The sequence below is a fragment of the Pseudomonas sp. SL4(2022) genome (genome assembly GCF_026625725.1).
GTDB lineage: Bacteria > Pseudomonadota > Gammaproteobacteria > Pseudomonadales > Pseudomonadaceae > Aquipseudomonas.
In genome coordinates this window covers 295,100-312,777 of the sequence record NZ_CP113060.1, presented here as the reverse complement: position 1 = coordinate 312,777, position 17,678 = coordinate 295,100, and the positions used below count along the sequence as shown (strand labels likewise).

Annotated in this window: 15 protein-coding genes; 9 read left to right on the top strand and 6 right to left on the bottom strand. The window is 60.1% G+C overall.

Features of this window, described 5'->3' with window-relative positions:
• Positions 1 to 14: 14 nt before the first annotated feature.
• Entirely contained in the window at positions 15 to 1,136 is a 1,122-nt protein-coding gene (locus tag OU997_RS01520) for a branched-chain amino acid ABC transporter substrate-binding protein (RefSeq protein WP_108487275.1), read from the bottom strand.
• Positions 1,137 to 1,433: 297 nt separating this feature from the next.
• On the opposite strand from OU997_RS01520, the gene OU997_RS01515 reads away from it, so the two are divergent.
• From OU997_RS01515 to OU997_RS01500, 4 genes are all read left to right on the top strand, one after another.
• Positions 1,434 to 1,751 carry a DUF2288 domain-containing protein gene (locus OU997_RS01515; RefSeq protein ID WP_108487274.1) on the top strand — a complete coding sequence of 106 codons (318 nt, stop codon included), beginning with the start codon at positions 1,434 to 1,436 and terminating at the stop codon, positions 1,749 to 1,751.
• Positions 1,752 to 1,825: 74 nt separating this feature from the next.
• The gene (locus OU997_RS01510; protein ID WP_108487273.1) at positions 1,826 to 2,194 is read left to right on the top strand and encodes a DUF5064 family protein; all 369 of its coding nucleotides are present in this window, start codon (positions 1,826 to 1,828) and stop codon (positions 2,192 to 2,194) included.
• 85 nt (positions 2,195 to 2,279) lie between these two features.
• Positions 2,280 to 3,170: an NAD(P)-dependent oxidoreductase gene (locus tag OU997_RS01505; protein ID WP_267808655.1), complete on the top strand. Its 891-nt coding sequence runs from the start codon at positions 2,280 to 2,282 to the stop codon at positions 3,168 to 3,170.
• Positions 3,167 to 4,066 carry a hydroxypyruvate isomerase family protein gene (locus tag OU997_RS01500; RefSeq protein WP_267808654.1) on the top strand — a complete coding sequence of 300 codons (900 nt, stop codon included), beginning with the start codon at positions 3,167 to 3,169 and terminating at the stop codon, positions 4,064 to 4,066. The genes OU997_RS01505 and OU997_RS01500 overlap by 4 nt, the downstream gene beginning before the upstream one ends.
• Here OU997_RS01500 and OU997_RS01495 read toward each other — a convergent pair.
• Positions 3,997 to 6,180 (bottom strand): hypothetical protein, encoded by a 2,184-nt coding sequence (locus tag OU997_RS01495; RefSeq protein ID WP_371920667.1) that lies wholly within the window; start codon positions 6,178 to 6,180, stop codon positions 3,997 to 3,999. The genes OU997_RS01500 and OU997_RS01495 overlap by 70 nt on opposite strands.
• A 329-nt stretch (positions 6,181 to 6,509) precedes the next feature.
• Between OU997_RS01495 and OU997_RS01490 the strand changes: the two genes are divergently transcribed.
• Complete coding sequence (locus OU997_RS01490) at positions 6,510 to 7,838, top strand: spinster family MFS transporter (protein ID WP_267808653.1); 1,329 nt, start codon at positions 6,510 to 6,512, stop codon at positions 7,836 to 7,838.
• A gap of 109 nt (positions 7,839 to 7,947) precedes the next feature.
• Positions 7,948 to 9,906 (top strand): HD domain-containing phosphohydrolase, encoded by a 1,959-nt coding sequence (locus OU997_RS01485; RefSeq protein ID WP_267808652.1) that lies wholly within the window; start codon positions 7,948 to 7,950, stop codon positions 9,904 to 9,906.
• 64 nt (positions 9,907 to 9,970) lie between these two features.
• Here the strand turns inward: OU997_RS01485 and OU997_RS01480 are convergent, their stop codons facing one another.
• The 4 genes from OU997_RS01480 to rapA all read right to left on the bottom strand — a co-directional run bounded on the left by OU997_RS01480 (position 9,971) and on the right by rapA (position 16,256).
• Positions 9,971 to 10,858: a M48 family metalloprotease gene (locus OU997_RS01480; RefSeq protein WP_108487268.1), complete on the bottom strand. Its 888-nt coding sequence runs from the start codon at positions 10,856 to 10,858 to the stop codon at positions 9,971 to 9,973.
• Positions 10,859 to 10,878: 20 nt separating this feature from the next.
• Entirely contained in the window at positions 10,879 to 11,382 is a 504-nt protein-coding gene (locus OU997_RS01475; protein WP_158271572.1) for an SH3 domain-containing protein, read from the bottom strand.
• A complete protein-coding gene (locus tag OU997_RS01470; protein WP_108487266.1) occupies positions 11,375 to 13,222 on the bottom strand; it encodes a CHASE2 domain-containing protein in 1,848 nt (615 codons plus the stop codon). Before OU997_RS01470 ends, OU997_RS01475 begins: the two co-directional genes overlap by 8 nt.
• A gap of 190 nt (positions 13,223 to 13,412) precedes the next feature.
• Complete coding sequence (gene rapA / locus OU997_RS01465) at positions 13,413 to 16,256, bottom strand: RNA polymerase-associated protein RapA (RefSeq protein ID WP_108487265.1); 2,844 nt, start codon at positions 16,254 to 16,256, stop codon at positions 13,413 to 13,415.
• Between the two features lie 173 nt (positions 16,257 to 16,429).
• Between rapA and OU997_RS01460 the strand changes: the two genes are divergently transcribed.
• The 3 genes from OU997_RS01460 to OU997_RS01450 are packed head-to-tail and all read left to right on the top strand — an operon-like array spanning position 16,430 to position 17,531.
• Positions 16,430 to 16,729, top strand: coding sequence for an aspartate-semialdehyde dehydrogenase (locus OU997_RS01460; RefSeq protein WP_267808649.1), 300 nt, complete (start codon positions 16,430 to 16,432; stop codon positions 16,727 to 16,729).
• Positions 16,730 to 16,770: 41 nt separating this feature from the next.
• On the top strand, positions 16,771 to 17,373 hold the full coding sequence (locus OU997_RS01455) for an alpha-ketoglutarate-dependent dioxygenase AlkB family protein (RefSeq protein WP_267809847.1): 603 nt from the start codon (positions 16,771 to 16,773) through the stop codon (positions 17,371 to 17,373).
• Positions 17,370 to 17,531, top strand: coding sequence for a hypothetical protein (locus OU997_RS01450; RefSeq protein WP_090248299.1), 162 nt, complete (start codon positions 17,370 to 17,372; stop codon positions 17,529 to 17,531). Before OU997_RS01455 ends, OU997_RS01450 begins: the two co-directional genes overlap by 4 nt.
• The last annotated feature ends 147 nt before the right edge of the window (positions 17,532 to 17,678 follow it).

Below are 17,678 nucleotides of genomic sequence, written 5' to 3'. Positions count from 1 at the left end.
TTCAGGCGGGGAGCTTACTTGGCTTCGGTTTTGGTACCGTCCTGGTGCCAGTTGTACACCACGAAGCTGAAGTCTTTCAGGTCACCCTTGGCATCGAATGCCAGGTTGCCGGTCGGCGTATCGAAGCTGTTGGCACGCAGGGCAGCCGCCACTTTGGCAGTGTCAGTGTCGCCAGCTTTGGTGATGCCTTCAGCAATCACTTGTACTGCCGCGTATGCCGGGAATACAAACGGACCGCTCGGGTCTTCGTTCTTGGCTTTGAACGCATCAACCAGCGCCTGGTTGCGTGGGTCCTGGTCGAAGGACTTCGGCAGGGTGACCAGCAGACCTTCGGACGCCGGGCCGGCAATGGCCGAGATTTCCTTGTTGCCCACACCTTCAGGTCCCATGAACTTGACGCTCAGGCCTTTTTCCGACGTTTGGCGCAGCAGCAGACCCAGCTCTGGGTGGTAGCCGCCGTAGTAGACGAAGTCCACACCGGCTTGCTTGAGCTTGGCGATCATGGCCGAGAAGTCCTTGTCGCCAGCGTTGATGCCTTCGAACAGGACAACTTTAGTGCCTTTGCTTTCCAGGGTCTGCTTGACCGCGGTAGCAATGCCTTCACCGTACTGCTGCTTATCGTGGATCACGGCAACCGCTTTCGGTTTGACCTTGTCAGCGATGAAGTTGCCAGCGGTTGGACCTTGCAGGCTGTCCAGACCAATGGTGCGGAACACCAACTCGTAGCCGCGTGCGGTGATGTCTGGGCTGGTGGAAGCCGCGGTGATCATCAGAATGCCTTCGTCTTCGTAGATGTCGGACGCCGGCTGGGTGGAGCTGGAGCAGAGGTGACCAACAACAAACTTGACTTCGTCGTTGACGATTTTGTTGGCAACGGCAACGGCTTGCTTTGGATCACAGGCGTCGTCATAGACCACACCTTCGAGTTGTGCGCCGTTTACCCCGCCGGCCTTGTTGATCTGCTCGATGGCCATTTTGGCCCCGATGAATTGCATTTCACCGTACTGCGCGACTGCGCCGGTGACTGGGCCTGCCAGGCCAATCTTGATGGTGTCTGCCGCTACCGAGTAGCTGGCAACGCCAGCCATGGCCATGGCGGCAAACAGTTTGGACATCTGCTTAGTAGCCTTGTTCATAGTGCTCCACTCTTATTGGTTTTGATTGTTGTAGTTCTGGCGGCCAAAGCTGCAGAACCGGGATGTTCCCCCGGTCGTTCCCCCGGCAACTGTACCGGTGCAGTGTAGAGCGCGGCTTTACGGCTTGAAAAGCGGCTTGCTGGGGGCAAAACCTGAGGGTGTCGCTTTAACGCAATAAATGTATAGAAAAACGGCGTGTCTTGGTTGGCTCGGCCAGCGTCGCGAATTTGCCTGCTGGCAGCTCGACGTTATCATGCGCGTCTATCTGCTCAGTGGCCTTTTGTGACAGGACAATCCATGACTGAACAACCTAGCACCCTCTATGCCAAGCTGCTTGGAGAAACTGCGGCGATTAGTTGGCAAGAGCTGCAGCCTTTCTTTGCTCGCGGTGCCTTGTTGCTGGTCGATGGCGCTCAGGATCTGATCGAGGTGGCGCAGGCTGTGGCGCAGAATGATCAGGCGAAAGTGGCTGACTGGCTGGCCGCAGGGATCTTGAGTAAGGCCGACGACAGTCGTGCCGAAGACCTGTTAAAGCGCGATCCAGAATTGTGGGCGGTGGTGGTTGCCCCCTGGGTGCTGGCGCAGGAGCGCTGCGAGCGTCCTGCGCTGCACTGATTTAGCCCGTTTTTAGCGTCCACCATCAGCGACTATGCTGGCAGCAACATGGATCAATTCAGGAGGTTGCCAGCATGTTTGAGCCCGGTCATCTACACCGCACCAATCACGTGGCTTCGGCGGACACGCCGTTGTTCAGTGCCGATCTCTACTACGAAGTGCGTCAGGATCCCATCGAAGGCCCGATGCTGCATATGCGCCTGCAAGGCCAGGTCGGTGGCCAGGCGTTCAGCGAGGCGTTTGAACTGCACCGCGACACCGCGTTCAACTTCGCCAGTGTGGTCAGTCGTGTAGCACACAAGTATGGCCTGCCGACCAATACCAGCCTGATCATGCGTGGTCATGCTGAATATGACCTGATGTTCGAGGATATACGGCGCAAACTCGGTGCTCATAGTGGTGAGCCGGTCAATCTCGATCACCTTGAAAAAGACGGTCTGTAAACCTGCTGCATGAGTGTTGACTGGCGGGGCAGGTTTGCGCAGCGCTAGGTTAAGATGGCGGCTATCACTGCGCCGGAGTCTATCTATGTCCACCTCTCTTCCAGCCTTGGCATTTGCCGGAATCGGCCTGATGGGCCTGCCCATGAGCCAGCGCCTGCTGGCTGCCGATTATCCTCTGACGGTCTGGAATCGCTCGCCTGAAAAATGTGCGTCTTTGCAATATCAGGGCGCGCAGTTGGCTGCCAACCCATCACGGCTGTGTATGGCAGCGGATATCGTCATGCTCTGTTTGGCGAACACTGAGGTGGTGCGTGAGGTGGTGTTCGGGCCAGGCGGTATTGTGGAAACGGCAAAGCCCGGACAGTTGCTGGTGGATTTTTCCAGCCTGGAGCCTGCGGCCACCCGCCAGATGGCTGCTGAGTTGCACGCCCGTTGCGGCATGCACTGGATCGATGCCCCCGTCTCAGGCGGTACGCCGGGGGCGGTCAACGGTTCGTTGGCGATCATGGCGGGTGGCCGTAGCGAAGATATTGAGCGGGTTAGACCGATTCTCGCGCATCTGGGGCAGCGGCTGACGCGCATGGGCGACGTTGGCGCAGGCCAGGTGACCAAGGTGTGCAATCAGATGATCGTCGCCTGCAATGCGCTGGTGATCGCCGAAGTGGTGGCTCTGGCCGAGCAGGCTGGGGTTGATGCCCGCCTGATTGCGCCAGCGCTGGCCGGCGGTTTCGCCGATTCCAAACCGCTGCAGATTCTCGCGCCGCAGATGGCTGAGAGTCAGTTCGAGCCGATCAAGTGGCATGTACGAACCCTGCTCAAGGATCTCGATACGGCCGTGAAACTGTCGCAGCAGATCGGTTCGGCCACGCCCCTCAGTGGCCTGGCCGCGCAGTTGATGCGGCAACATGGCAGTCAGGGCAATCTGGAGCGTGATCCCGCCACCCTTGTGCAGTTGTACCGGGATTCTCAATCATGAAGGTTGCGGCCAATCTGTCGTTACTGTTTAACGAACTGCCGTTGATTGACCGCGTGGTGGCGGCGGCTGCGGCGGGCTTTGATGGCGTGGAAATTCAGTTCCCCTATGAGCTGCCGGCCATTCGCCTGAAAGAGGCGCTGGATGCGGCGGCCATGCCGCTGCGCCTGATCAACCTGCCGGCAGGTGATTTGATGAGCGGTGGTGCCGGTCTGGCGGCTGTGCCCATGCGTCAGGCTGAGTATGAGGTCGCTTTGCAGGCGGCGCTGAATTATGCGGCCATGGCACGGCCGGCGCTGGTCAACGTGCTGCCGGGTCGCCTGGCTGAGGGCGTTGAGCCTGAGCAGGCGTTGGTCTGCCTGATCGCCAATCTGCGCAAGACCGCCGAAGCTTTTCAGGTGTTGGGCATTGGCGTGGTGGTGGAAGCGATCAATCCGCTGGATATGCCGGGCTTTCTGATCAACACGCCGGCGCAGCTGGATGAATTGCTCAATGCTGTGGGCCACCCCAACCTGGCGGCGCAGTACGACCTCTACCACATGGCACGGCAGGGCCTGGATGTGCCGGCCGGTATCGCCTTGCTGGCAGGGCGTATCGGCCATGTGCAGTTTGCCGACTACCCTGGCCGTGGCGCGCCTGGCACCGGCGAGCTGCAGTTTGCGATGTTGCTCAAGGCGCTACGTGACAGTGGTTATCGGGGTTGGCTGGCGGCGGAATACCGACCGGGAGAGGCAGGTACCCAAGCCAGCCTGAGCTGGCTGCGTGAATGGCAAACGAGCTGGTTTGAGTATCGGCAACCCGAGTGGCCCGGGTTGCCGGTTGTGGTGCGTCAGTCGGGCTTATCGTCAGCGTACTTGTTAAGCGAGATGACCCGGGTCTTGCCGATGCGATGGCGATAGATCTCGCGCAGGTACTTGATTGCCTTCTTCACGCTTTCACGCGAGAGGCGGATATCGTTGATCGACACAAACTTGTCCTGGTCATGGATCAGTTCGCGGTACTTTTTCTCATACATCGGTTTGATCGCATACCAGTTGGTGTCGAGAATTTTTGCCGGGTTCTCAAACTCGTTAAGCATGGCGTCAACCCGAACTTCGTCGAACTCCTCGCTCATGATGAAGTCAAGAATGGCGTTGTCCAGGCTGTCGTCGAAACGGTGTGGGTCGCGCGCGAAGCAGCGTTTGATAAAGGCCACGATCAGGGTTAGGAAGTCGTCCGACAGGCACGGACTCTTGACGATCAACGTGGTCAACGACAAGTTGGCCGACGCGCCAATTACCAAGGCGTAACGTTTCAGGGTGGTGTTGGGGAACAGGCTGTTGAGGTGGGTCTTGAGCCGGTTCAGATCCATATAGGAGAGTTTGTAGTCCTTTGGCAGCGAGACGATTGACACAACCGAAGAGCAATTTTTGAAAAAGTGCAGGTCACTGAGTTTTGCTGCATCGAAATTGGACTTCTTGTACTCATCCAGCGCCGCACGGTAGCGTTTGGATTCGATGGGTAGCAGGCTGATACCCTCGATGGCCTGGGTGACCTTGTTGAAGTGTGGCAGGTCGATGGAGCGGAAAAACAGGTCATCGATATTCAGGCGCGACGGTTCTTTATCCAGCACGCGGAACTTGTCCAGTGCCGCAGTGCTTTGCTCGGGTACCACTGATTCGGCATAGGCCACTGCCACAGGGCCGGCCAGACTCATGAACAGGTCATTGGCATCCAGGCGGATGGTTTCACCGATGTCGATGCCGGCGCGACGGAAGTAGTTCTGGTCGTAGTCAGTGGTGACCGCCTGGGCGGTAAGGATGTTGAAAATCTGCTGCGAGATGTATTGGTTGGCGTGACGTTCCATGGCATTGACATCAATATTCTGGATATTGCCATCATCACTTTCTTCGGCGTAACGCATGATGTCGTTGGAAATCAGCATCATCGCGTTCCACGGGCGGATGCGGCGCATCACGCTTTCTTCGCTGTTTTCTTCATTATCGAAGTTGTAGGAAAAATCCCATTCTTCAGCGAGGTATTTGCACAAGAGTCGCCCGGCGTTGATATGCAGGGCCTCGGACATCTCGCTGCGCTGGTCGGAGATGTTCGGCAGGATACAGATGCCGCTGGTGAAAATTGGCTCGAAGACGAAGCTGTGGTCGCGATTCTCCGGGCTGTCATCAAAAATTTTGGTGTCGAAGGTCTTGCTCATGTAGGCAAATTGCTGAGCCAGGCCAAACTCCGATGCCATGCCTGAACCGGTACCGCCGCCGGCACTGAAGATGTAGAAGTAAAGCCGGGACTGGTTGGCCTTGATGCCGCAGGAGTCGATCAGATAACTGTGGATAAATTTCCAGTCTTCATTGGTGAAGCGCTGGGTATCCTTATTGAGGATGATCTTGGCCAGGTACTGGCCGAGGATCGGCGCGTTACCGGCACCGCCCGCATGGACTTCGGAGAGGTCCATGATCTTCATCTTGCTGTAGTCGCTGAGGAAGCCGCTGGTTTCACCCTTGCGTGAAAAACGGATGCGGCCCTCAATGTCCTTGTCCAGGTCGCCGAGCATCACCAGCGGCTCGATCAGAAAGACCGGCTTGCTGTCCTTGCTCGGTGCACGCAGCAAATTGCTGCGGATCCAGCGGGTAGGGCGGAAATCCTGCTCGGTGACAGTCTTCTCTTCATTATTGAATTCGCTCAGGTAGAACTGTCGCGCGTTGTAGACCAGAGAGGCGACATCCAGCGCGATGTTCGAGCCACAGCGGCCCAGACCAATCAGGCATACCGACGGGAAGTGCTGCACCCGGCGGTCGTGTTCCTCATCGTGCGGCACCGGTGGAAACACCAGGCTGCGCAAACCGTCGAGGTTGTCGAGAATGCGATCAATGTCGCGCTCGGTGAAATACATGTACTGCTCGCCGCTGTTGTCGATGCTGACCGGCACCCGTGGCGCGCTAGAAGGGCGCGGCTCAAGAGGAGGAAGTAAGGTATCTGCCAGGTCAGCCAGAGTGGCTTCGGTCGCGGGGGAGGTCACAGCGTCTTTTTTTGTTTTCATTTGGAGACAGTCCGGCGGCTAACAGGGTTAGAGGGGCAAATGGCCACATTGCGCTCGCTAGGCTTGTTTGTAGCATGAAAAATGGAAATTCTCGCGCTCTTGCATGGTTTTACTTGGTGTTCCATCGAGTTTTTACAAACACGCTGTGACGCCGCTGTCGGCGGGTGTGTCGATTACCCTGCATACACGCCACAAATAGTCACAGACAGCCCTAGCGGGAGGCTCTAGATTGCCCCCGCAGGTGCTGGATGCGGTACCGGCTTATAGCCGCTGACGTGTTTCGATAAAAACAATTAGAGATGGATCCCATGCAGCAGTCTCAACAAGCAGCGAATGCCTGGCGCATTCTGTTTCTGCTCTTTCTGGCCAATTTGTTCAATTTCTTTGATCGCACCATTCCAGCGATCATCATCGAGCCGATCCGCATGGAATGGCATCTCAGTGACCTGCAGCTGGGCTTGATCGGTACCGCCTTTACCATTGTCTATGCGATTGCCGGTGTTCCGCTGGGGCGGATGGCGGACACTGGTGCGCGGCGCAAAATCATGGGCTGGGGACTGGCGGTATGGAGTGGGTTGACGGCTGTGAATGGCCTGGCCTGGAACTTCTGGAGTTTTCTGCTGATTCGCATGGGGGTTGGCATCGGTGAGGCCAGCTATGCGCCTGCTGCCAACTCGCTGATCGGCGATCTGTTTCCGGCGCACAAGCGTGCGCGGGCTATGGGCATCTTTATGCTCGGCCTGCCGATTGGCCTGCTGCTGGCGTTCTTCACCATCGGTGCGATGGTCAAGGTGTTCGACAGCTGGCGCGCGCCCTTCTTTATTGCGGCGGTGCCGGGGCTGATCCTGGCGCTGTTTATGTTCTTTATCAAAGAGCCCAAGCGCGGTGCGGCGGAGCTGGTGCAGTCGCGCACCACGCCGGTGGAAAAACCCCTGCGTAAGGTGCTGGCGATTCGCACATTCTGGTGGTTGGTGATGGCCGGCCTGGCCTTCAACTTCGCCACCTATGCCTGCAATTCGTTCATGGTGCCGATGCTGCAACGCTACTTCCTGATGCCGCTGGAGCAGGCGGCGATGGCCACTGGGGTTATCGTCGGCTTGACGGGGCTGGTTGGTTTGACACTGGGCGGCTGGTTGGCGGACAAGATCCACCAGCGCTGGCAGGCCGGCCGCTTGCTGTTTGCGGCCCTGAGTATGCTGGTTGCAGCACTGGCTACAGGGTATGCGCTGGTGGCGGGGCGGATTGAAATTGCCTTGTTTGTTGCACTGTTCAGCATTGGCTGGCTGTTTGCCTATAACTTTTACACCTGTGTCTATACCGCGATTCAGGACGTGATTGAACCGCGTCTGCGGGCAACGGCCATGGCCTTGTTCTTCGCGGGTCTGTATCTACTTGGTGGTGGTCTGGGGCCCGTGGTCGTGGGCATGCTGTCGGACCATTACTCGCAGGCTGCAATGCTTGCCGCTGGCGCCAGTGAGATGAATGAAACCTTCAAGGCTGTAGGCCTGCACAATGCCATGTACCTGATCCCGGTGGCCTTGATGCTGACCATGCTGGCGTTGCTACAAGCCTCGCGCTGCTTTGTGGCCGATGCCGTCAGAATGCAGCAAAGCATGCAGCTGCAGCCCGCTACTTAAGTCGTTTTACCTGGCCGTTCGGCATGCGCCGGACGGCCAGGCAACGGCTAAACCCTGTGCAATACTCAGTCGCACTGCTGTCACGCAACTGCGACTGAGGACAACCATCATGGGCACTTCCCGCCTTGTGCTGGGCCACAGCAATGCGCTTGGCGAACACCCCCTGTATAACCTCCTGGTTCAGTGCCCACTGAGCTTGCAGCCGATTGATGCACCTGACCTGTTGCCGGATGAACTGGCGCTGGTGCTGCTTGACGAGCGGCTATTGGCACTCCGGCCGCTGGCCGATTGGCTGGATTGTGGCGCGATTTTGGTAGGCTGCATGGACCAGCCTGGCGTATTGCCGTTGCCGCCGCACGCCAGTGTCGAGGCGCTGGCAGCACTGCTGCGTTTTGCCGGCGAGCAGTACAGCCTGCGTCATCAGACCGAGCAGTTGGCCGCCGCCTTGGCGGGCAAACATGATGACTTGAGCAAGTTGGTCGACGTCGGCCTGGCGCTATCAGCCGAACGTGACCTGGACCGCCTGCTGGAAAAAATCCTGATTGAAGGGCGCCGCTTGTCCAACAGCGACGCCGCTTCGCTGTTTCTGGTCAGCCGCCGGCCGGATGCGCCGGCGCAGTTGATCTTCAAGCTAACGCAGAACGGCACGCTCAGCCAGAGCAGCTTTCAGGACCAGCGCATGCCGCTGAGCAAAGCCTCGATTGCCGGGTACGTTGCGCTGACCAGCACCGAGCTGAATATCGAGGACGTGTACGCGATTGCCGCCGATGCGCCGTACCGCTTCAACCGCTCTTTCGACCTGCAGATGGGCTACCGCACCATGTCGATCCTGGCGATCCCCATGCGTAACCATCGCCATGAAGTGGTCGGTGTGCTGGAGTTTATCAACCGCCAGCGTAAGGGCAGCGAGCAGCTTGAGCCTGAGCTGATTGCCTTTGATCAAGAAACCGCTGTGTCTTTGCGTGCATTGGCCAGCCAGGCGGCGGTGGCTATTGAGAATCGTCAATTGCTGGATGACATCAGCCGATTGTTCGATGGCTTTGTGCAGGCTTCGGTGTTTGCCATCGAACAGCGTGACCCGACCACCAGTGGCCATTCCTTCCGAGTGGCCGAACTGTGCCTGGCCTTGGCCAACCAGTTGCCCCACGCCCCAGATTCGCGTTTGCGCGAACAGACGCTAAGCGTCGATGGTTTGCGCGAGCTGCGTTACGCCGCCTTGCTGCATGACTTCGGCAAGGTCGGGGTGCGCGAACATGTGCTGGTAAAAGCCAAGAAGCTCGCCGAGCCGGTGCTGGAAAACCTGCGTTATCGCGTCGCCCTGGCCCAGGAAAACCTGCGCAACCAGACCCTGCGCAAGATGCTGCATGCCTACCGCCATCAGGGTGGCCTGAGCGATGAGCGGCGCCTGCAAATGGAAGCCGAGCTGGCCTATGAATGCGAGCGGCTGGAGCGTTACCTGAACAACATCATTCAGGCGAACGAGCCGAGCATGCTCAGTGAGGGAGATTTTCAGCACCTGCAGGAAGTACAGGGCGAATTAGTCAAGGCGCCCGGTAATTGCCTGGTCAGCCTGCTCAGCGAGGGCGAGTTCAATGCCCTGGCGGTGCGCAAGGGCAGCCTGACTAAGGCCGAGCGTGAAGAAATTGAGCGGCATGTGGTGCACACCCAGCAGTTTCTCAGCCTGATTCCCTGGACGCCGGATCTACAGGGTGTACCGCACATTGCCGGGGCGCATCATGAGAAGCTGGATGGCAGTGGCTATCCCAAAGGTCTGATCGGCGATGCGATTCCCTGTGCTTCACGGATCATGACCATCTGCGATATCTATGACGCCCTGACGGCTGCTGATCGGCCCTACAAACCGGCGATGCCACTCGAGCGGGCGTTGGATATTCTTAAGAGCGAAGCGCAGAGCGGTTTGCTCGACGCCGAGCTGGTGCAGCTGTTCATCAACAACCGCTGCTTTCAGGTCACGGGGCCGCCGGGTTCACATACCACAGCGCCGTTCAGTCACCATGTGTGTGATTACGAGCCTTCGTGTACCCGCGAACATCCTCACACTCACTGAGAACCTGCCTTGTCTCGCTTTAGCTCGCGAGATCCAAAACAGGTTCTGAAATGGCTACTTGCCTTTACCGCTTGCTTTTGAGCGCTTGCTGATAGCGGGTGTCGAGGCTCTGCGTCGGACCGCTGGCGGTTGTTTCGATGTACAGATACACCGGCTGCAGGCGTTGCAGGCGGTCATCAATGCCTGGATGCACCTTGAGGAAGCTGCTCAGCGCCGCATCATCCTGGCGTGTCGTGCCCAGTGTCTGCAGCACCCCAGCCAAGCCATAGGCGTCATAGCCGGCGCGGGTGGCGATCACCGCGCCCATGGCATCGGCTTCGTATTCATCACCACGGTCTAAACCGCGGCTGTAGAGGTCGCTGACGCTGCGGGTAAAACGGTCGGTCAGCTCGCCGGCCTGGCTGCCGCCCTTGTCGGCGGCGCTGGCTTGCACGGCCAGGGTGGCCAGGTCGGCCAGCAAGCCGGTTTGCGCCTGTTGCTGAATGGCCTTGAGGTGATGTTGCTGCACCACATGTGCCACTTCGTGGGCCAGTACGCCGGCCAGTTCGGCCTCGCTGTTCATCCGGGTAAGCATGCCGCTGGTGATGAATACGTAACCGCCGGGTGCTGCATAGGCGGCTACTTGTGGGCTGTCGAGCACGACGAAGCGCCAGGGCAGGTCGGGGCGTTCGCTGTGCTGGGCGACCCACAGGCCGACGCGGTTGACGTAGGCCTGTAGCGGCGGATTGTTCAGCACTGCAGCTTTGCTCAGCAGGATGGTGGCGGTGTTCTGCCCGATCACCCGCTCTTCATCGACGCTTTTCTGACCCATGTTGGTCAGGTGCTGGCCGGCGCTGGCCAATTTGCCCAGGTCGACGCCCTGAATCTGCACACCCTCCAGACCTTGGCAGGCGCTGAGGCTGACGATCAGGCCGAGCAGGCTGGCGCACTTGAGTAATGTGGCAGTTTGCATATCGCTCTCCTCGCGGCGTGCTAGCGGGCGTAGGGCAGGTTCTGGCTGCGCAGGCCGCCTTGCTGGGCGAAGCTGCGCGCTTCACTCGGGCTGGCGGCGAAGGCATCCAGGCTCTGCACGCTGGCCGAGGTCTCGGCACTGCCGCTGCGCAATTCCTCGTCGCTGATGCCGCGAATTCCGGTGGCTACGCCGCTGGCGGGGGAGGCCTGGTTGCCGAGTTTGAGCAGGCTGCCCAGGTCATTGCTGCGGCTGGCTTGCGCATCCTTGGCAAAGCGCAGGCTGAGCAATGGCAGCCAACCGCGTTGACCGCTTGGGGTTTCCACCTGATACCAACCGCCCTGGCGTTCCAGTACCAATACCTGCGCCTGCTTGCCGACCTGGCCGACACTGGCTGCCGAGGCGCTGGGGTCGGCGCGCAGGGTATTGTCCTGCAAGGTCTGCGCCTGGCGTACTTCGGCCAGCGCCGAGAATCCGTAGAAACTGAATATCAGCGCCGCAAGGGCACTGCAGAGGCCTTTATTCATCATGTCTCCTTCGCGGCTCAAAGAGCATTACGGCTTCGGCGCGACCTTTTACCTGGTGTTCGCCCCGGGGCACGAAGTCCAGATCAAGTGTGCAGGCCTCACGGGTGGCGGCAGAAATCAGCAGATGGGCGCGGCCCTTGGTCAGCCCTTCGATGCGGCTGGCCAAGTTCACCGTGTCGCCTATTGCAGTGTAGTCATAGCGCTGCTTGGCGCCGACCAGGCCGACGACCGCTGGTCCCGTGTGCAGGCCAATGCCGATGTCGAAATCCGGGCAGTTGTAGTCGCGGCGAAAGGCGTCGAGGTTATCCAGCATTTTCATCGCCGCGAGGATGGCTTGATCGGCTTGCTGCGGGTTGTCCAGCGGTGCGCCCCAGAATGCCATGATGGCGTCGCCGATAAACTTGTCGAGGGTCGCCTGGTGTTTGAACAGCACCTCGACCTGGCTGCTGAAATAGCCTTCGAGCAGGTGCACGATTTCGCTTGGCGTGTGCTGCTCGGAGAGGGTGGTAAAGCTGCGGATATCGGAAAACAGCACGGTTAGCTGGCACTCCTTGCTCGCCAGCAAGGCTTCCGGGTCGTCGCGCGATACCAGTTGGTTGACGACCACCGGGTCCATAAAGCGGCTGAACAGGCGAATGGTGTCCTGCAATTGCTGACGCCGGCGTAGGTAGAACAACGCGAGCGCGGTCGCCAGCAGCAGCCACAGACAGATCAGCCCGGGCACTACGCCGAGCAGCGTGCCCTGCAAGGCCAGCCAGTAGCTGCAGGCAACCAGTGTCAGGCTGCCTAACAGGCTCAGGGCAAAGGCCGCCGGTAGCTGCTCGCGCAGCAGCAATGCACTCAGACTGAGCAATAGCAGCAGCGGGCCGAGCACTTCCAGCCAGCTGTCGGCTTCGTGCAACTGGCTGTTGTTGAGCAGGTTGTCGATGGCTGTCATCAGGATAAATGGCGCGGGATAGAGAGTGTCCAGCGGGGTCGGGCGCAGGTCATGCAGGCCGGCGGCGGTGGTGCCGATAACGATGATGCGGTCCTTGAACTGTTCGGCTGCCAGCGGTTCGCCCTGATTGCGCGCGGCAGCCAGCACGGCGGCATAGGGCAGCCGTGGGTAGGGCAAGCGGCTGGTGCCGGGCCAGTCCAGCAGCAGGTTTTGTTGCGTCGGCAAGGCACCGGTCAGGTCATACACGATGCGTGCAGGCAGGCTGGGCAGACGCCAGTCGGCAAAATTGCGGTACAGCTCATAGCGCCGTCCGATGCCGTCGGCATCCGGGCGAAAGTTGATGCTGCCCAGGCGCCACAGCTCGCTGGGGACGGCGTTAGGCAGCAGGAGTAGGCCGCGTTGATCGTCTGCGCCGCGTTGCCCGGGTGCTTGCCAGGTGGGGGCAGGGTAGTCGCGCAGCAGTGGCGGCTGGCTGCCTGCGTCGGCTTGCTGGACCAGAGCGGCGAGGTAGACGTTGGAGCTGCGTTGCAGCACTTCGGCAAAGTAGCTGTCGGCGTCCGGGTTGAACTGGTCGGGTTCGCTGAACAGAATGTCGAAGGCTACGGCCTTGGGCTGTTGTCTGAGCAGGTATTCCAGCAGTTCGCCGTGCAGCGAGCGCGGCCAAGGCCATTTACCGGCTTCACCGGCCAGCACTTGCAGGCTCAGATCGTCGATATCTATCAGCAGCAGGCGTGGGTCGGGCGTCTGTTCGGCGGCGCGCTGGCGGATCAGCCAGTCGAGGTGGGCGTTGTTCAACCCGTTCAGGGCGGGCCACAGATGCAGCAGTGGAAGTAGGAGCAGCGCCAGCAGGCAAAGCCCGCCGAGGCTATGACGAAATCGTCGCGAGGCGGCGCGTGCAGGCACTGTGAGCTCCTGTGGGCTGGAGTGACAGAAGTAGTGTTTCTGACTCTAGCAGCCCGTGTGGAGTGCACCTCGGCGTAGGTTGGGTTGAGGAGCAGTGCGACGAAGCCCAACGACACCAGTCAAGGCCTGTTGGGCTTCGCTGCGCTCAGCGCCAACCTACCTGCGGGCGCCGGATGCTCATTTGCAACGCTTAGCCAGCAACCAAGACGCGAATGGCCTCCAGGCGCAGTGCCGCTTTGTCGAGCATGGCCAGGCCTTGCTCGCGCAGCTGGCGCAGGGCGTTGAGTTCGCTGTCGCGCACGCTCGGGTTGACCGCTTGCAGGGCGATCAGGCGGGCCAGCTCTTCGTCGGTTTCTGCAGCCAGGCGGCGCTTGGCTTCGTCGACACGGTCGCTATGGCGTGGCGCCACCTTGCTTTCGCCGGCGTTGATCAACGGGTTAAGGCTGTCGCGTTGCGCCTGGACAAACTTGTTGGCGCTGCCCCGGGGCACTGGCTCCAGCTGTTCGTTGAGTTTCTCGAAGGACACCTTGCTGGCCAGGTCATTGCCGTTGGCATCAAGCAGGCAACGCAGCGCGATGGGCGGCAAATAGCGGCCCAGTTGCAGGGCGCGCGGGGCCACCACTTCACTCACGTAGAGCAACTCCAGCAGCACGGTACCGGGTTTCAAAGCCTTGTTCTTGATCAGCGCCACGCCGGTGTTGCCCATCGAGCCGGAACGCACCAGGTCCATGCCGCCTTGCACCATGGGGTGTTCCCAGGTGAGGAACTGCATGTCCTCACGGGCCAGGGCCAGGTCGCGGTCGTAGGTGATGGTCACGCCTTCGTCGTCACCCAGGGGGAAGCTGGCATCCAGCATTTTTTCGCTGGGGCGCAGGATCAGGGCGTTGTCGGAGTGGTCTTCACTGTCAATGCCGAAGGCGTCGAACAGCTGCTCCATATAGATTGGCAAGGCGAATTGGTCGTCCTGCTCGAGAATCGCCGCGACCAACGCTTCCCCCTCACCCGCGCCGCCGGAGTTGAGCTCCAGCAGGCGATCGCGACCGGCGTGCAGTTCACCTTCCAGGTGAATGCGTTCGGCTTTGGCTTCATCCACCAGGGCTTGCCATTCTCCGTCGTCGCCACTTTCCAGCAGCGGTAGCAGGCGGCTGCCGAACTTGTGCTGCAGGGCGTTACCGGTTGGGCAGGTGGCGAGGAAGGCATTCAGCGCCTGGTGGTACCACTGGAACAGGCGTTCCTGCGGGCTGTTCTCCAGGTAGGGCACGTGCAGCTGGATACGGTGCTTCTGACCGATACGGTCGAGGCGGCCGATACGCTGTTCGAGCAGATCCGGGTGGGCCGGCAGGTCGAACAGCACCAGATGGTGGGCAAACTGGAAGTTACGACCTTCCGAGCCGATTTCCGAGCAAATCAGTACCTGGGCACCGAACTCTTCGTCGGCGAAGTAGGCGGCGGCGCGGTCGCGTTCCAGGATGCTCATGCCTTCATGGAACACTGTAGCTGGGATGCCTTTGCGTACGCGCAGGGCGTCTTCCAAATCCATGGCGGTTTCGGCGTGGGCGCAGATCACCAGTACCTTGAATTTTTTGAGCATCTTCAGGGTGTCGATCAGCCACTCGACGCGCGGGTCAAACTTCCACCAGCGCTGCTCTTCATCGACATCCGGCTGCGCCTGGTAGCTGACTTCGGGGTACAGGTCGGCATGCTCGCCCAGCGGCAGCTCCATGTATTCGTCAGGGCTGGTCAGCGGGTAGGGGTGCAGTTCGCGATCGGGGAAGCCTTTGACGGCTGCACGGGTGTTACGGAACAGCAGGCGGCCGGTGCCGTGGCGGTCGAGCAATTCACGCACCAAGCGCGCCGAGGCCTCGCTGTCACCGGCGTTGACGGCTGCCAGCAGCTCTTCACCGCCGGCGCCGAGGAAATCGTGAATGGTCTTGTGTGCCGCATCCGACAGGCGGCCCTGGTCGAGCAGTTCCTGCACGGCCTCGGCAATTGGCTTGTAATGCTCGCTTTCCGCGCGGAAGGCGGCCAGGTCATGGAAACGGTTGGGGTCGAGCAGGCGCAAACGGGCGAAGTGGCTGTCTTGGCCGAGCTGTTCCGGGGTGGCGGTGAGCAGCAGGACGCCGGGAATCACCCCAGCCAGTTGTTCAACCAGTGCGTATTCCGGGCTGGCGTGTTCCGGGTGCCAGACCAGGTGGTGCGCTTCATCGACCACCATCAGGTCCCAGTCCGCGGCAAACAGCGCGTCCTGGGCTTTTTCGTCTTCACACAGCCATTCCAGGGCCACGAGGGCCAACTGGCAGTCTTCAAACGGATTGCTGGCATCGCTTTCGATAAAGCGTTCTTCGTCGAACAGCGCGACATCCAGGTTGAAGCGCCGGCGCATTTCCACCAGCCATTGGTGCTGGAGGTTTTCTGGAACCAGAATCAGCACGCGGCTGGCACGCCCGGAGAGCAGCTGGCGATGGATCACCAGACCGGCTTCGATGGTTTTACCCAGGCCCACTTCGTCGGCCAGCAGTACGCGCGGGGCGATGCGGTCGGCGACTTCGCGGGCGATATGCAGCTGGTGCGCAATCGGTTGCGCACGCACGCCGCCCAGGCCCCAGAGGTTGGATTGCAACTGGCGGCTGGTATAGTCGAGGGTGTGGTAGCGCAGGGCGAACCAGGGCAGCGGGTCGATCTGCCCGGCGAACAGGCGATCACTGGCCAGGCGGAACTGGATAAAGTTCGACAGCTGGGTTTCCGGCAGGCTAACGCTTTCATGCTGGGCATTGAGGCCGTGATAGACCAGTAGACCGTCGATATCGTCGACTTCCTGAACGGTCAGCTTCCAGCCTTCGAAATGGGTGATTTCATCACCCGGCGAGAAGCGCACACGCGTCAAGGGTGCATTGCGCAGGGCGTACTGGCGAGTTTCGCCAGTGGCCGGGTAGAGCATGGTGAGCATGCGGCCGTCCTGCATCAGAACAGTTCCCAAACCCAGTTCTGCTTCGCTGTCACTGATCCAGCGTTGCCCCGGTTCATACTGCGCCATGCTTGTCTCCCGCGTGAAAAAGCCGACTATGTTAACGCAGCGTCGGGCCATGGCCAAAGGCGCATTGCTACGCATCGGGCACTTTGTGTAATCAGGTCGATCAAAAGTGTAGTGAGGCGAGGCTCAAGTCGCGGCTTGGCTCGCCGACAGTCTGACCAAAGGAGGACTACGAGATGCTGCCGCCGATCCCCCACAGTCTGGTTCCCGTCACCGTCCAGCAGGATGTGGTCAAGCCTCGTCCGGAAATCCCGCCGGTTACAGCGTCTGCGGAAAGCGCCAAGGAAAGTGGTGTGAGCCTGGATAAACGCCACCCTCAGGAAGCCGAAATGCTCCTGCGCGAAGAGCAGCGCCGTCGCCAGCGCCGCCACGGCTACTCCCCGGAAGAACTGGCCGAAGGTGAAGTGGCCAAGGCCGATGAGGCTGTGGTCAGTGAACTGCCTCGTCAGGGCTTGTGGGTGGATGTGGAGGTCTGATCTGGGCACACTAGGTGCTTCGCCTGTTCGAGTCTGGTTCCGTGGATCTATTTGCCGACAGCCCTTTGCATCTGGCCAACGCTGACTTGCAGCTGCATGCGCAGTGGCTGAATGCCGCAACGGCTGACCGCTGGTTGGCTGAGCTGACGGCGCAGACCCCTTGGCAGCAGCCGCAGGTGCAACTTTACGGTCGGCAACTGCCGGTGCCGCGTCTGGTGGCCTGGTATGGCGATGCCGAGGCCAGCTACCGCTACTCCGGATTGACCCATCAACCGCTGCCCTGGACGCCGCTGTTGGCGCTGATTCGCGCGCAGGTGGAGCAGGCAGTGAGGCAACCGCTGAATGGCGTGTTACTCAACTACTACCGTGATGGGCAGGACTCCATGGGCTGGCACAGCGACGATGAAGCCGAACTGGGCGCCAATCCGTTGATCGCCTCGCTGAATCTGGGCGGCACGCGGCGCTTTGATCTGCGCCGAAAAGGGCAGAGCCGCATCGAGCACTCATTGCCGCTGCAGCATGGTTCGCTGCTGGTCATGCGTGGGCCAACCCAGCATTATTGGCAGCATCAAGTGGCGAAGACGCGCAGCGCCTGCGCGCCACGCCTGAACCTGACCTTTCGTTTGATCAAGCCGAGACCATGAGCAAAGACGACAAACTGATTGATTTCGCCGCCGAGCGCGACAAGCGCATTCATGACCTGCGCGACAAAAAACTCAATGAAATGCGCGATGCCTTCGAGCAGGCCTTACCACTGCCCAAGGGTAAGAAAAAGCCCAAGGGCAAACCGAAAAAGCCTTGAAATCGCTCTGTCATGAGCCGTTTTTTTGATCTGGATCAGCTAATCAAAGCCTCATCCTGACAGCGCCCGCCGCTTGTTGACCTGGATCAATGGCGTCCCTGCTGCCCCTGCTAATTTGAAGCCATACCCACACAGGCTTCACGCAGG

What these genes read in the sequence shown, in the direction of transcription:
- OU997_RS01450 (WP_090248299.1), top strand. Translation starts at nt 17,370, where the DNA reads ATGAGCAAAGACGACAAACTGATTGATTTCGCCGCCGAGCGCGACAAG.
- OU997_RS01480 (WP_108487268.1), bottom strand. Translation starts at nt 10,858, where the DNA reads ATGCAAACTGCCACATTACTCAAGTGCGCCAGCCTGCTCGGCCTGATC.
- OU997_RS01520 (WP_108487275.1), bottom strand. Translation starts at nt 1,136, where the DNA reads ATGAACAAGGCTACTAAGCAGATGTCCAAACTGTTTGCCGCCATGGCC.
- OU997_RS01475 (WP_158271572.1), bottom strand. Translation starts at nt 11,382, where the DNA reads ATGAATAAAGGCCTCTGCAGTGCCCTTGCGGCGCTGATATTCAGTTTC.
- OU997_RS01500 (WP_267808654.1), top strand. Translation starts at nt 3,167, where the DNA reads ATGAAGGTTGCGGCCAATCTGTCGTTACTGTTTAACGAACTGCCGTTG.
- rapA (WP_108487265.1), bottom strand. Translation starts at nt 16,256, where the DNA reads ATGGCGCAGTATGAACCGGGGCAACGCTGGATCAGTGACAGCGAAGCA.
- OU997_RS01510 (WP_108487273.1), top strand. Translation starts at nt 1,826, where the DNA reads ATGTTTGAGCCCGGTCATCTACACCGCACCAATCACGTGGCTTCGGCG.
- OU997_RS01485 (WP_267808652.1), top strand. Translation starts at nt 7,948, where the DNA reads ATGGGCACTTCCCGCCTTGTGCTGGGCCACAGCAATGCGCTTGGCGAA.
- OU997_RS01460 (WP_267808649.1), top strand. Translation starts at nt 16,430, where the DNA reads ATGCTGCCGCCGATCCCCCACAGTCTGGTTCCCGTCACCGTCCAGCAG.
- OU997_RS01515 (WP_108487274.1), top strand. Translation starts at nt 1,434, where the DNA reads ATGACTGAACAACCTAGCACCCTCTATGCCAAGCTGCTTGGAGAAACT.
- OU997_RS01490 (WP_267808653.1), top strand. Translation starts at nt 6,510, where the DNA reads ATGCAGCAGTCTCAACAAGCAGCGAATGCCTGGCGCATTCTGTTTCTG.
- OU997_RS01505 (WP_267808655.1), top strand. Translation starts at nt 2,280, where the DNA reads ATGTCCACCTCTCTTCCAGCCTTGGCATTTGCCGGAATCGGCCTGATG.